The organism is Streptomyces sp. NPDC006372, from assembly GCF_040612515.1.
Lineage (GTDB): Bacteria > Actinomycetota > Actinomycetes > Streptomycetales > Streptomycetaceae > Streptomyces.
Window position 1 is genome coordinate 73,988 of the sequence record NZ_JBEXQJ010000009.1, and the last position, 13,620, is coordinate 87,607.

At 70.5% G+C, this 13,620-nt stretch carries 10 protein-coding genes; all 10 read right to left on the reverse strand.

Translation table 11 applies throughout. The features are described from left to right. Positions 1-3 precede the first annotated feature (3 nt). The 10 genes from ABZ016_RS16785 to ABZ016_RS16830 all read right to left on the reverse strand — a co-directional run bounded on the left by ABZ016_RS16785 (position 4) and on the right by ABZ016_RS16830 (position 13,499). Complete coding sequence (locus ABZ016_RS16785; protein ID WP_356917365.1) at positions 4-1,566, reverse strand: Wzz/FepE/Etk N-terminal domain-containing protein; 1,563 nt, start codon at positions 1,564-1,566, stop codon at positions 4-6. Continuing rightward, positions 1,563-2,960: a Wzz/FepE/Etk N-terminal domain-containing protein gene (locus tag ABZ016_RS16790; protein ID WP_356917366.1), complete on the reverse strand. Its 1,398-nt coding sequence runs from the start codon at positions 2,958-2,960 to the stop codon at positions 1,563-1,565. The genes ABZ016_RS16785 and ABZ016_RS16790 overlap by 4 nt, the downstream gene beginning before the upstream one ends. Further along, entirely contained in the window at positions 2,957-4,222 is a 1,266-nt protein-coding gene (locus ABZ016_RS16795; RefSeq protein ID WP_356917367.1) for a glycosyltransferase family 4 protein, read from the reverse strand. The genes ABZ016_RS16790 and ABZ016_RS16795 overlap by 4 nt, the downstream gene beginning before the upstream one ends. After that, positions 4,212-5,528 (reverse strand): nucleotide sugar dehydrogenase, encoded by a 1,317-nt coding sequence (locus tag ABZ016_RS16800; RefSeq protein WP_356917368.1) that lies wholly within the window; start codon positions 5,526-5,528, stop codon positions 4,212-4,214. The genes ABZ016_RS16795 and ABZ016_RS16800 overlap by 11 nt, the downstream gene beginning before the upstream one ends. A gap of 73 nt (positions 5,529-5,601) precedes the next feature. After that, complete coding sequence (locus ABZ016_RS16805) at positions 5,602-7,080, reverse strand: sugar transferase (protein WP_356917369.1); 1,479 nt, start codon at positions 7,078-7,080, stop codon at positions 5,602-5,604. Positions 7,081-7,599: 519 nt separating this feature from the next. Continuing rightward, on the reverse strand, positions 7,600-8,598 hold the full coding sequence (locus ABZ016_RS16810) for a sugar phosphate isomerase/epimerase (RefSeq protein WP_356917370.1): 999 nt from the start codon (positions 8,596-8,598) through the stop codon (positions 7,600-7,602). 26 nt (positions 8,599-8,624) lie between these two features. Then, entirely contained in the window at positions 8,625-9,821 is a 1,197-nt protein-coding gene (locus ABZ016_RS16815) for a Gfo/Idh/MocA family oxidoreductase (protein ID WP_356917371.1), read from the reverse strand. Positions 9,822-9,941: 120 nt separating this feature from the next. Beyond that, positions 9,942-11,384, reverse strand: a complete 1,443-nt coding sequence (locus ABZ016_RS16820) for a sugar porter family MFS transporter (RefSeq protein ID WP_356917372.1) — start codon at positions 11,382-11,384, stop codon at positions 9,942-9,944. A 158-nt stretch (positions 11,385-11,542) separates the two neighbouring features. Next, a complete protein-coding gene (locus ABZ016_RS16825) occupies positions 11,543-12,400 on the reverse strand; it encodes a sugar phosphate isomerase/epimerase (protein WP_356917373.1) in 858 nt (285 codons plus the stop codon). Between the two features lie 79 nt (positions 12,401-12,479). After that, on the reverse strand, positions 12,480-13,499 hold the full coding sequence (locus ABZ016_RS16830) for a sugar ABC transporter substrate-binding protein (protein WP_356917374.1): 1,020 nt from the start codon (positions 13,497-13,499) through the stop codon (positions 12,480-12,482). Positions 13,500-13,620 lie beyond the last annotated feature (121 nt).

Genomic DNA, 13,620 nt, shown 5'->3' on the forward strand with positions numbered 1-13,620 from the left:
GTCCTACCGCGCCTCCTGGTTGCTGTCCGGGACCCGTGCCGCCCACATCGGCAGCCGCTCCGTCCCCCGCCGGCCTTCCCCCACTGCCTCAACGGCGTGCGAGGTACCCCCACCGTGCTGCCGGGCCGGACGCTCGTTCCGGCCGCGCAGGGCGGTGTTCAGCCCGTCCCACAGGGTGCCGTCGGTCCGGTCACGCGGATCGGGGTCGATCAGCACCACACCGATCACCTCGATACGCTGGTCCGCGAGCTGTCTCGCCACGATGTGCAGCCACGCGGCGCTGCCGTGCCCGGCACGCACGACGAGCACGGTCCGGGTGCCGAGGTACTGGAGGTCGGTCCACGCCGTGCCGGGCGCGACCGAGCCGACGCCGAGCCGGTGGCCCTCGTGCGGCATCTCGGCGGCCCGCTCGCCGCTGACCACGGTGGGGTCTTCCGGCTTCGGGTGGCGGCTCTGGAGCTGCGGGCCGGGCAGACCGTCGATGACGACCACCGGCCCCTGTGCCGCCAGAGCCCTGGCGACGTTCAGGGCGATCACGCCCGTGCTGCGCGCACAGCCCAGTTCCAGCAGCGACACCGGTTCCGCGGAGTCGCGCACGGTGCGGGCCAGGGACGTGGTGAGCCGTTCGCGTGCCGTCCGGGTCCTTCGGCGCTGCCACCGCCAGGCCGGCCGCCGGGGCGCGCGGGGCAGCTCCGCGATCACCGAGGCGCCGAGGTTCGCCGCGATCTCCCGGCGCAGCACGGGGCGGTCCGCCACCACCGCGCCGACCGCGGCCACCGAGAGCCCGAGGACGAGCCCGAGGACGAGCCCGATCGCGGCGTCGGTGGCAGCGGCCCTGGGAAGGGAGTGCCGCACCGCGCGCGGGGCGTCCACGATCTGGGTGCCGGCGACGAGCTGGGGCGCGCCCATCCGCGCCTCCTCGGCGCGCTGGCCGAAGTCGCTGATGCGCGAGGTGAGTTCGGCGCGGCGGGCGAAGAGCGACTCCATGCTCGCCGACGCCTTCGGGTCGCTCTCCGGTGGTCCGTCTCCGATCGCCTCGTTGACGTCGGCGAGTTCCTTCCGCATGCGGTCACGCTGGTCCAGCAGGGCCTGGGCCTCTGCCTTCGCGGTCTCCCGCATCCGCCGCACATGGTCCGAGACGAACGCGTCGGCCAGCGCCTCGGCCCGGGCCACCGCTTCCGCGTCGCTGTCAGCCGTCACATCGATCTGCAGCAGGTTGTTGGTCAAGCCGGTGCCCCGGTAGTCCCGCATGAAGTCCGCAGGGCTCTCCGAAGAGTTGAGCGACCGCAGGGCCTTGTCGGCGATCCGTGTGGTCTGCAGCAGCGCGACGTCGGTGCGGATGAGCGTTCCGGTGTCGTTCGGCTGGTCCTCCTTGTGCGCGACCAGCACCTTGGTCACCGCGGTCGGCGGCGGAGGCAGCAGGACCGCCACCGCCACGCCGACCAGCAGCCCCAGCAGCGCCAGGGAGCACCAGAGCCGGCGGCGTCTGCGCACCGCCACCACCAGCGCCTGCAGATCCAGCAGCGGAGCGGAGCCCTGTGACTGCGAAGTCCTGTCCGTCGTCACACCGAACCTCCCGCCACGTGGCCGCCGGCCGCGAGCGCCGGAGCGCCCTCGTCCGGAGAAGGGCCGACGGACCGTGTCGGACGGGCCCGGACCGTTGCGGCGACGACGATGCCGACGACCTCATGCCCCGCGTCCGCACACGCCTCGGCGATGCCGGCGAGCTCTCCCGCCGTCCAGCTGCCCGCGCTGAGCACCACCAGGGCACCGGACTCGCTGTCGCGGTCCGGCACCAGGGGCCGGGCCACCGAAACCTCCACCACCCGCAGCTCGGGAGACCCCTTGCTCGGAGAGCTCGGGGAACGATCGCTCTCGGCCTCGGCGACGAGCCGCCCGGCGGCCCGGCGGGCGATCTCGTCGCCGTCCGGGACGACGACCAGCAGTCGCCGGGGGGCCGGTGCCTGCTCCCGGAGCCGGGCGCACACCCGCCGGTAGCGGACCCGCCGGCCGGCCTCGTCTCCGGACGTCTGCGGCGCCGGCACGTCCCACCGGACGTCGACGCCCAGCAGCCGGCGGAGCCGGGCCCACGAGCCGGCGTCCTCCGGTCGCCGCGGGGGCCGTTCACCAGGTACGTCGACCGTACCCAGCAGCGCCGAGCCCAGCGCCGCGGCGATCTCCGGTTCGGTGCGCAGCCGGCGGCTCATCCGCGCGGCGGTGAGATGGCCGATGACCGCGAGCAGGAAGAACAGCAGCGCCCCGGCGACGATGAGCTGCGTCCTCGTCGGCGGTGCCTCGCCGGCCGGCCGGGGTGCCGGCCCCATGACGACCATGTCGGCCTTGCCGGCGGCCGGGTCGGCCTGGTCCAGCTTGTTGATGGCCTCCTGCAGCGTGGTACGCAGCTTCGCGAGCTCGGTGCGGGTCTGCACGCTCTCCACGGTCTGCCCCGGATCGGCCGTGTCGGCCAGCTCGGTGATGCGGCGGCTGGTCCGCACCACCAGCTGCCGCAGTTCCTCGGGCCGCGATGCCGCTTCGGGGTCGGTGCCGTCACCCGAGACCCGTGCCGCGAACGTGACGAACTGCTGGGCCACCTGATCGGAGAGCCGCTGTGCCCGATCCGGGGTGTCGGCCGTGCCCGAGATCTTGATGATGTTCCCGTCGGAAACCTCGGCGCTCACCCGGTCCCGCAGCTCGCTGCCCCCGACCCCGGACCAGCCGAGCGTGGCGGCCGCGCGGTCGACCACCACCGAACTGGTCGCGATCTCCGCCTGGGTCAGCAGCTCGCGCTGTTCCCATGCCCCCGGCAGCAGCACCGATGACGACGCCGTGTAGCGCGGCGGAAACACCAGAGAAGTGCCGTAGCCGACGAGCGCGCCCAGCACGGCGAGGATGAGGAGCAGCCGCCGACGCCGACGGATCATCCGCCCGATCGTGACCAGGCGTATCGTGTCATCGCTCAACGACGCGGCCTCTTCCCTTCCCGGCGCGGGTTGCCCGCCGGCGCCGGAGCGTGGTCACGGCAGGCGGCGGCGTAGGCGGCGAGCAGCGACGTCTGAGAGTTCCGCCAGGAGAGCGGCCCGCTGACCCGCTCCTGGCCGATCTTGCCCATCCGGGCCCGCCGGCCCGGGTCGTCGAGGAGCTGTTCGATGAGCCCGGCGAACTCGGCCTCGTCGTTGGCGGGCGCGTAGACGGCGGCGTCACCGGCCGAGACGCGCGCCTCCCGGAGGTCGAAGGAGACGATCGGCCGGCCCATCGCCATGTACTCCAGCACCTTGTTCATGGTCGACACGTCGTTGAGCGGATTGCGCGGGTCGGGGGAGAGGCACACGTCCGCGGTGGACAGGTAGCGCACCAGGTCGGCGTCCGGGACTCGCCCGGTGAACTGGACCTGCTCCGAGAGCCCGAGCCGCCGGGACAGCTCCACCATCGCGTCGAAGGCGTCACCGGAGCCGACGAACACCGCGTGCCAGTCGCTCCGCCCGAGTTCGTCGCGCAGCTTCGCGAGCGCCCGCAAGGCGTAGTCGACGCCGTCCTGCGGGCCCATCACGCCGAGGTAGCACAGCAGATGAGGCTTGCCGCGTTTCAACTCCGGCTCGGGCGGCACCGGTTGGAACCGGTCGGTCGCGGGCGCGCTGCGCACCACGAAGACGTCCTCCGGGCGCCGGCCGCCACGGCGTATCGCCACGTCCCGGTAGCTCTCGTTCGTGGCGAGCACGACGTCCGCGGCGCGGTAGGTGAACCGTTCCAGCGCGCACACGGCGCGGTAGAGCAGGTCCTCGCCGCGGCCGAACCGGGAGAGGTACAGCTCGGGTACCAGGTCGTGCTGGTCGAAGACGAACCGCGCGCCGCGCCGCTTCAGCCACAGCGCCGGAAGGAACAGCAGGTCCGGCGGGTTGCAGGCGTGGACCACGTCGACCGGGCCGACCTTGCGGGCCAGCCGGGCCGTGTGCCACAGCGCCGATCCGTACTCCCGCAGGTAGCCGGCCGGCCCTCCGGTGGCCGCGCGCAACGGGTAGCGGTGGATCCGCACCCCGTCGAGCACCGCCTCCGGCTCCGTGTCCCGCTTGCTCCCGCGGGGACAGATGACGTGCACCTCCCAGCCCGCGTCGCGCAGCGTCGTGCACTCCTGCCACACCCGCCGGTCGAACGGCACCGACAGGTTCTCCACCAGGATCAGCGCGCGCCGGCCCGACCCCTCACCGCTGATCGCATTACCAAGCAAGGCCCACGTACCCCGGTTCGGTCCGGCGCGACTCGGCGTCGGGAAGGCGGACGAGGTCGACGATCACCGGGCCGTCGCCATGGGGCAGCGCCGACAGCACGGCCGGATCCCTGGTCCCGACCAGACACACCTCGGCGTGCTCGAGCACCTCCTCGACGGACTCCGCGAGCAGTTGGCCGAGGTGCGGCAGCCGGGTCTCGATGTACTCGCGGTTGGCGCCGAGCAGCCGGGAGAGGCTCACGTTGGCGTCGTGGATCCTGAGGTCGTACCCCTTGCCGAAGAGCCGCTCCGCCAGCTCGACGAGCGGGCTCTCGCGGAGGTCGTCGGTGCCGGGTTTGAAGGACAGCCCGAACAGGCCCACCCGGCGCTTGCCGGTGCGTTCGACCAGCTCCACCGCGCGCTGCAGATGGTCGGAGTTGGAGGGCAGCACATGGGCGAGGATGGGCACCGAGACATCGGCCCGCTGTGCCGCGTGGACCAGGCTGCGCAGGTCCTTGGGCAGGCAGGAGCCACCGAAGGCGAAGCCGGGCCGCAGGTAGGCGGGGCTGATGTTGAGCTTGCGGTCGGCCAGGAAGACGTCCATCACCTGGTGCGAGTCCACTCCGAGCGCCTGGCACACCGCGCCCAGCTCGTTCGCGAAGCCGATCTTGAGGCCGTGGAACGCGTTGTCCGCGTACTTGATCGCCTCGGCCGTCGGGACCGGCACCCGGAACACCTCGCCGGGCAAGCCGTCGTACAGCGCCATCACCACATCGCCGCTCGCCCGGTCGAGCTCGCCGATGACGGTCTTGGGCGGGTCGAAGAAGTCCCGCACGCTCGTGCCCTCGCGCAGGAACTCCGGGTTGACCGCGACCCCGATGTCCACCCCGGCCGTGCCGCCGACGGACTTCTCCAGGATCGGTACCAGAAGGTTCAGGCAGGTGCCCGGGAGCATGGTGCTGCGGAACACGACCGTGTGCCGCCCACCCCGCTCGGCAAGAGCGGCGCCGATCTGCTCGGTGACCCGCTCCAAGTAGGTGGTGCACAGGCTGCCGTTGGGCTCCGACGGTGTGCCCACGCAGACCAGCGACACCTCGCTGTCCGCGATCGCCTCACGGACGTCGCCCGTGGCGCGTAACGCTCCGGTCCGCACGACGTCGGCGACGAGCTCGCCGATCCGCTCCTCCACCACCGGGGCCTTGCCTTCGTTGACCAGGTCGACCTTCACCTGGTTCACGTCCACCCCGATGACCTCGTGCCCCATGCCGGCCAGGCACGCGGCCGACACGCAGCCCACGTAGCCGAGCCCGAAGACGCTGACTCTCATGTCCCGTTCCTCCCCCCAGGCAGGCCGTCACGGCCTGCGGTCCGCGCGCCGGCCGGACGGCCGCCCCCGCACATCAGTAGGCCCCCTGGCCGTGGAGCACCGCACGCAGCGTCTTCCACAAGATCACTGTGTCCAGGGCGAGCGACCAGTCCTCCACGTACCGCAGATCCAGCCGGACCGCCTCCTCCCACGACAGGTCGCTGCGTCCGCTGATCTGCCACAGTCCGGTGAGCCCGGGCTTGACCAGCAGCCGACGCCGGATGTCCGGGTCGTACGCGGCGCACTCCTCCGGCAGCGGAGGCCGCGGACCGACGAGCGACATCGATCCGGTGAGGACGTTGAAGAGCTGCGGGAGCTCGTCGAGCGAGTACCGGCGCAGCACCGCTCCCACCCGGGTCACCCGTGGATCCCGGCGGAGCTTGAACAGCAGTCCGGCACCCTCGTTGCGGCCGGCCAGCTCACCACGTGCCTGGTGGGCCCCGGCGACCATGGTGCGGAACTTGAGAATGGTGAACTCGCGGCCGTCCTTGCCGACCCTGCGCTGGCGGTAGAACACCCCGCCCCGGCTGTCCATCAGTACGAGCAGCCCGACGCAGACCATCAGCGGCGCGAACAACACCAGCAGAAACGTTGCGCCTATGCGATCTACGACCCCCTTGACCGCCCGGCGGCCGCCGGTGAAGGCCGGCATGCTGACCCGCAGCAGCGGGATCCCGAGCACCGCGTCGACGTGCAGCCGCGGGCCGGCCACCTCCATCAGCACGGGCGCCACGACCATCTCGGCGTCGCTGCCTTCGAGGTTCCACGCCAGCCGCTGCAGCCGGCTCGGTGACCAGTGCGGGTCCGGTGTGACCGCGACGACCCGGTAGCCGTCATGACGTACGTGCTTGGCGACGTCCTCGAGCCGGCCGACGACCCGCACCCCGTCCAGCTCGTCACCGTCGAGCCCGAGACCGTCCGTCGTGCACACCGCGTCCACCCGCCAGCCGAGGTGCGGGAACTTCCGGGTCCGGGTGATCAGGTCGCGCACGGTGTCGGGGCTCCCGGCTGCGAGCACCGGTCTCAGGCACCGCCCCTCCTTCCGCTGTTTGTGCAGCCAGAGGCGCAGCAGATAGCGCTCGGTCATGGTGACGAGGGCGATCGCGGGGATCGCGACGAAGATCCAGAGCTTGATGTTGCGGGAGGTGAGGGCGATGCCGCCGAGCGCCAGTACGACGGTCGCCGCGAAGAGTGAGCGTCCGAGCCTGCGGAATTCCTCGGCGCCCTGGCCGAGCACGGCCGGAGCCCACGACCGGCTCACCGCGAGTGCCGCCAGCACCAGCAACTCGGTGCCGAACGCGAGGATCCCCCACTTCTCATGCCAGTTGGCCGCGTCCCGGGCCCCGAAGAAGTTGCCGATCGCCGCCACCACGAAGGAGGTGGCCACGGTATCGCTGGTGATCACGGTACGGCGGTACCGCTGCTCCCAGTCCATCGCGGGCCGGCCGATCGCCCCGTTCGTCAGACGCCCGCGTGCTGACGGAAACGGGCTGACTAATCCCCCTTGCCGCACAGAACCCCCCAGGTTCCCAGTGATTCGACGTGTTCGCCCAACACTGTTCCGGGAGGCCCCCGCCCCCCGCGCCGCGCTGTTCCTCCCCGCAGGAGGCCCCCGCCTCCCGCGCACGACACACCGGCTGTGTCTGAGTTACTTCGGAGTTACTTCGGACCATCGATGGTCGGCTGGTGCTCGATCACTGAAGCACGGTCAATCTAGACCATCGAGGCCAGTATGAAGAGAGGGATGTGTGGAATTTGTGCTCAAGATTTGGTGGTTGATTCAACAACGGAGTTCTAGCTGGTAGCGGTATGCGATGCTGATCGGTTGACTGCCTCCGGTTCGGGCCAGGACGGCGCGAAAGGTGCGGTCACGGGCCTGTCGGCTCAGGGCCCTGCCGGTCCGAGCATCGGCCGCACGACTCAGCCGCCGGCCACCTCGCCCATGCCGGCGGGCGGTGGCGATCGTGCGACGACCACGAGCCGTTTCCCCACTGGCCGGGCAGCGGGGAAACGGCTCACTCGGACGGGCCGGTCACAGGGCAGCGGCGGCGCCGTGCAGGTTCTTGGCGGCCAGGGCGAGGCCTGCGGTCCGGGAGTAGGCGGCGTCCTCGTGCTCGATGTTGACCGCCATGTCCGGGTCGACCTCGGCGAGGGCGCGCAGGAACTCGGTCCAGTAGGCCACGTCGTGCCCCTCGCCGACGGCGACGAACTTCCACGCCGGGTTCTCGGGCCAGGCGTTGCACCAGAAGCCGTATCCGGTGGGCACCTTGCCGGAAGCGCCGGCGGGCACGCGGGCGAACGACGTGTCGAGCACACCGCGGATGTCGGCGCCCGGGCAGAGGGTGGCGTCCTTGGCCGCGGCGTGGAACACCAGCGGGCCCAGCCACCTGACGCAGGCGACGACGTCCATGCCCTGCCACATCAGATGGGAAGGGTCCATCTCGGCGCCGACGTTGGTCAGGCCGCCCTCGTCTACGAGCCGCTTCAGGGTGACGGGGGAGAAGACGAGGTTGTGCGGGTGCATCTCGATGGCGACCCGGACGTCGTTCTCCCGGGCGAGCGCGTCGATCTCCTTCCAGAACTCGACGGCCACGCCCCACTGGTAGTCCAGGACGTCCATGTAGACGCCGTCCCACGGGTTGACGACCCAGGAGGGGTACCTGGCGTCGGGGTCGGAGCCCGGGGTACCGGACATGGTGACCACGTGCCGCACGCCGAGCAGGCCGGCGAGACGGATGGTCCGGCGCAGGTCGTCGGCGTGCTTCGGGCCGACGCCGGGGAGGGGGTTGAGCGGGTTGCCGTTGCAGTTGAGCCCGGTCAGTTCCATCCCTCGGTCGGCGAACGTCGCCAGGTACTCCTCGCGGGCGGTGGCCGAGGACAGCAGCAGGTCCACCGGGCAGTGCGGGGCGGGGATGAAACCGCCGGTGTTCACCTCGACCGAGGTCAGCCCGTTCTCCTTGAGGATGTCGAGGGCCTCGGTGAGGGTCCGGTCGTGCAGACAGGCGGTGTAGGCGCCGAGCTTGAGGGCCATGGGGCGTACTCCTTGGATACGGGTGGTCAGGCGGCGGGCGGGACGTCGACGGCGGCGCCGCCCCTGTCGGAGGACTCGACGACGGCCCGGATGATCTCCATGGTGCGCAGCGCGTCGGCGAACGTGGCACAGGCCGGCAGCGGCTCGGCGACCCCCGCGACCTGGTCGAGGAACGCCCGGGCCTGGTAAGTGAAGTTGTCGCCGTTGCTGGCGCCCACACCCGGCGCCTCCATCGGGACCCCGCCCGCGAAGTAGGGCAGGTTCGGACCGGCGATGATCTGCCGCGCGCCCCGGGTGCGGGGGTCGGGCTGGGCGTCGTCGAAGAGGTACTCGGCGGGCCGGTGCTGGTCGAAGGCGGCCCGGCCGCCCACGCCCAGCACGTCGAAGGCGAGACCGTTGGGCAGCCCGAACGCGGTGCGCGAGACGGAGAAGGTGCCCACCAGGCCCGACTCGAAGCGGGCGGTGAAGGACGCGGTGTCCTCGTTCTCGACCGCGCCGAGTTCGTCGGAGACTGGCGCGTTGTTGTGCCCGACGACCGCGCCCAGAGGCAGGGGCCGCTTGGGGATCTGCGTGGACAGGGTGGCGCCCGAGACCGAGACGATGGGCCCCGCCACGTACTCGGCGGCGTCGATGACGTGCGAGCCGACGTCGCCGAGGGCACCGGATCCGGGTCCGCCCTTGAACCGCCAGGTCAGCGGCCCCTTCGCGTCCGTGGCGTAGTCGCACCAGTATCGGCCGCTGAACAGAGTGAGGTCGCCCAGCTCGCCCCGCAGGACGTGGTCGCGGATCGCGGCGATGCCGGGGGAGCGGCGGAAGGTGTAGCCGACGGCCGTCACGACCTCGGTACTCCGCTCCAACTCGGCCATCGCACGGGCGTCCTCGAGCGAACCGGCCAGCGGCTTCTCACACAGCACGTGCTTGCCGGCGGCCACCAGCGCCTCGGCGATGGGGCGGTGCAGATCATTGCCGACGACGATGCTGACGGCGTCGATCGTGGGGTCCTCGGCGACGGCCTCCCAGCTCGGCAGGGCCTTCTCGAACCCGTAGCGACGCGCGGCGTCCTCGCCGAGAGCGACGTTCGCGTCGGCGATCGCGGCCAGTCGTACGGGCGGCAGGCCCGCCCCGAAGACCGTGTGGACACTGCGATATCCGGCGGCGTGGCTGCGGCCGGCCATGCCGGCGCCGATCACCGCGACGGACAGGGGTGTGGCGGAGGAGGTCATGGCGGTGCCCTACTTTCTTGATGGTGGGTTCGAACTGGTCACTCGTAAGATCAGCGGGACCCAGGGGCTCTGGGTATGGCCTTTCAGGAATCCTGGAGAGAGGTGAGGTCGGGATCGTGATCAGGCGGCGAGCTGTCGTCGGAAGTGGGCCTCGATGTCCTCCATCGAGCGGCCCCTGGTCTCCGGGACGGCGCGGAGGTAGTAGAAGAACGTTCCTGCGTTGATCGCCGCGAAGATCAGGAACGTGATCCCGCCGAGCGCGTCGATCAGTGGCGGGAACACCAACGTGACGACGAAGTTGGACATCCAGGTGCCGAACACGGCAGTGCCCATCGCGAAGCCGCGCAGGCGCAGCGGGAAGATCTCCGAGAGCATCAGCCAGAACACGGTCGCGATGCAGCCCTGCATGAACAGCAGGAAGGTCAGCATCGAGGCGAGCACCAGGTAGCTGCGGGCGGCCGACTCGGGCAGCGCCAGGAAGCAGAAGGCGATCAGCAGCAGCGAGACGGTGACGCCGACCTGCCCCGTCAGCAGCATCGGACGCCGGCCTACCCGCCCCAGCAGCCACATGCCCGTCGACACGGCCAGGACCGCGACGACGCCGTTGGCGATGGTGGCCGTCAGCGCCGCCTGGGTGCCGAGGCCGGTGTCCAGCAGGATGGTCGGCGCGAAGTACATGATCGAGTTGACGCCGGTGAGCTGCGTCAGGGACGCCAGAGCGAACCCGAGGACCACGATGCGCCGCACCCACGGCGTGCCCAGGTCCCGCCGGCCCGCCCGCGGCTGGTCGGCGTCGGCCGTGACACGCTGCTTGATCTCGGCGAACTCCGCGTCGACGTGCCGTGCGTCGCGGATCCGGGCCAGTGTGCCGCGCGCGTCGTCGAACCGGCCCTGGGAGGCCAGCCAGCGGGGCGACTCGGGCACGAACAGCATGCCGATCCACAGCAGTACGGCCGGGGCGGTGGCGATCGCGAGCATCCAGCGCCACACGCCGCCCTCGCCCACGGTCTCGGCGATGACCGCGTTCGAGGTATAGGCCAGCAACTGCCCGGTGACGATCATCAGTTCGTTCTGCGTCACCAGCCGGCCCCGGCGGTCGGCCGGAGCCAACTCGGCGATGAACACCGGGACCGTGGCCGACGCGCCCCCCACGGCGAGTCCCAGCAACACCCGGAAGAGGACCATCACCCAGACGTCCGGGGCGAGCGCGGTGCCGAGCGCTCCGACGAAGAACAGCAGAGCGAGCCCGAGAATGGTTCGCCTGCGTCCGTGGCGGTCGCAGAGCCGGCCGCCGAACAGCGCCCCGAACGCCGCGCCGAGCACGAGCGACGAAGCCACGATCCCCTCGGTCAGCGGGGTGAGTCCCAGCCCGCCCTCCTCGGGCGAGAGCGCCATGAACGGCAGGGCGCCGGAGATGACGCCGGTGTCGTATCCGAAGAGGAGCCCGCCGAAGGTGGCGATGACGGTGATGGTGCGGAGCCGTCGGTAGACGTGGGGGGAGGCGGAGCCTGCGGCGGCGGTGCTCGGTGTGGAGGCCTTGAGGGCGTCGTCCCGGACGTCCATGGCCACCTCCTAGCGGTTGGTGGAGTGGGGGGATCTCAGGAAGAAGTCGGGAAGGTGAAGCCGGCGGCGGCCTGTTGCTTCGACTGGGGCCGTGCCGCCAATGCTTAAAGCGCTTTAAAAATGCCTCGCGGAGAGGGTAGCGCCCCGGTGGGGCTCGGTCAGGGTCGCTGCGCCAGGTACTCGTCGATCTTCTTGCGCATGAGGCGAGAGGACTCCTCGGCCCGTTCCTCCCAGGCGAAGACGCAGGCCGTCAGCGTGCCGTCGAAGCCGTTCGCACGCAGTTCGCGGAAGAGCTCGCCGAAGTCGACCTCGCCCTCCCCGATGTCCAGGTGCTGGTGGATACGGGCGGGTGTGCCCGGCGGATTGAGGATGTAGCGGTTGCCGGAGGACGCCGTGTGGTCGAAGGCGTCCGCGAGATGCACGTGGGTGAGCAGGTCACCGGCGTACTTGATGATGCCGGGGGCGTCGTTGCCGATGTGGAAGGTGTGCGGTGCGCAGTAGAGGAACGACACATTGGGGTGGTTGATGCCCCGGATGAGGTTGACCGCGTCGTGGCCGTTCTCGATGAAGTCGTCGGGATGGGGCTCCAGCGCGAGCTGGACGCCCTCGCGTTCGAACACCGGCAGCAGTTCCTCCATCGACTTCCAGAACTGCGCCTCGCTGCGGTCGGGATCCTCCGGCCGTCCGTTGAACTCCGAGATCATGCTGTCCACGCCGAGGTCCGCGCAGATCTGGATCGAACGCTTCCAGTAGCGGACGGCGGCCTGGCGGGCGTCCTCGTCCGGTCCGGACCAGCGGAACAGCGGAAGCAGTGAGGAGATGCCGACACCCGCCGAGTCCAGCGCCTTGCGGAACTTCCGTACGGTGGCGTCGTCGACGCGCGGATGCCGGAAGAAGGGGATGAAGTCCTCCCGGGGTGACAGTTCGATCCATTCATAGCCCAACTCGGCCACCACACCGGGGAGTTCGAGCAGCGGCACGTTGCGGATCATGTAGGGGTCGAGCGCGATCTTCATGCGGAAATGCCTTCGGTCGGAGGAGACGGGGGAACGTACGGAGTGGTCAGCTGGAGCCCTCGGGCGTGGTCGCCGCTCGTCACCGGGTGCCCTTCGCGGCGAACTTCTCGATCTTGTCCACGTTGGACTTGTCGACGAAGGCCGGACCGGTCAGCACGGGCTGCTCGCCGCCGCCGCTGTAGTTGCCGTTGTTCTTGTAGAGCCACAGGGCATCGACGGACAGGTAGCCCTGGAGGTAGGGCTGTTGGTCGACGGCGAACTCGATCGTGTCGTCCTTGATGTCCTTGATGAGGTCCTTGTTGAGGTCGAAGGTGGCGATCTTCGCCTTGCTGCCCGACTCGTCGACCGACTGAGCGGCCGTCAGTGCGATGGGGGCGCCGAGGGTGACCACCTGGTCGATCGAGGAGTCCTGCTTGAGCTTGGCCGTGATCGTCGACTTCACCGACGGCATGTCGGCGCCGTTGACGTACAGCTTGGTCGTCTTGCCCTTGAAGCCCTTCTGCACACCTGCGCAGCGCTGCTCCAGGTTGACGGCGCCCTGGACCTGGACCACGCACAGGGCGTGCTTGCCGCCGGTGTCGTTGAGCCGGGTGCCGAGCGCCTGTCCCGAGATGGCCTCGTCCTGGCCGAAGAAGGACAACAGGCCCTGTTCCTTCCAGACGTCGAGCCCGGCGTTGAGGCCGACGACGGGGATGCCGGCCTTGACCGCCTTGGCCACAACGGCCTTCATGGCGTCCGGCTTGGCGAGGGTCACGGCGATGCCGTCGACCTTCTGGTCGATCGCGTTCTGGACCAGGTTGGCCTGGTCGGCGGCGGTCTCGTCGTTGGAGTAGATCAGCTTGACGTTGTCCTTGGCCGCGGCGGCCTCGGCACCCTTGCGGATGGTGTCCCAGAACGTGTCACCGGAGGGCGCGTGGGTGACCATCGCGATCGTCATACGGGGCGTGGTGGCCTTGCCCGCGGACACGTTGCCTTCGGCCTCCTGGGCCTTCTTCCCACCGGAGCCGCTGGAACAGCCGGCGAGGACCAGCGTGGCCGCGGCGGCCACGGCCACGGCGGGGGCGAGTCTGCGCGTACGGGAGCGGGAGGTCTGGTTCATGGCTTGTGCACCTCACTGTGCAACGGAGGGAAGGTGGAACGCACGCCCTCTGATCGTTGAGCCGACGAGGGCGTGGAGGCCTCGGGCGGGAGCGCATTTAAAGCGCTTTAAGTCCTGGTAC

Excerpts from the sequence above, each read along its gene's own strand:
- ABZ016_RS16815 (WP_356917371.1), bottom strand. The coding sequence starts at position 9,821 with ATGACCTCCTCCGCCACACCCCTGTCCGTCGCGGTGATCGGCGCCGGC.
- ABZ016_RS16810 (WP_356917370.1), bottom strand. The coding sequence starts at position 8,598 with ATGGCCCTCAAGCTCGGCGCCTACACCGCCTGTCTGCACGACCGGACC.
- ABZ016_RS16820 (WP_356917372.1), bottom strand. The coding sequence starts at position 11,384 with ATGGACGTCCGGGACGACGCCCTCAAGGCCTCCACACCGAGCACCGCC.
- ABZ016_RS16800 (WP_356917368.1), bottom strand. The coding sequence starts at position 5,528 with ATGAGAGTCAGCGTCTTCGGGCTCGGCTACGTGGGCTGCGTGTCGGCC.
- ABZ016_RS16830 (WP_356917374.1), bottom strand. The coding sequence starts at position 13,499 with ATGAACCAGACCTCCCGCTCCCGTACGCGCAGACTCGCCCCCGCCGTG.
- ABZ016_RS16825 (WP_356917373.1), bottom strand. The coding sequence starts at position 12,400 with ATGAAGATCGCGCTCGACCCCTACATGATCCGCAACGTGCCGCTGCTC.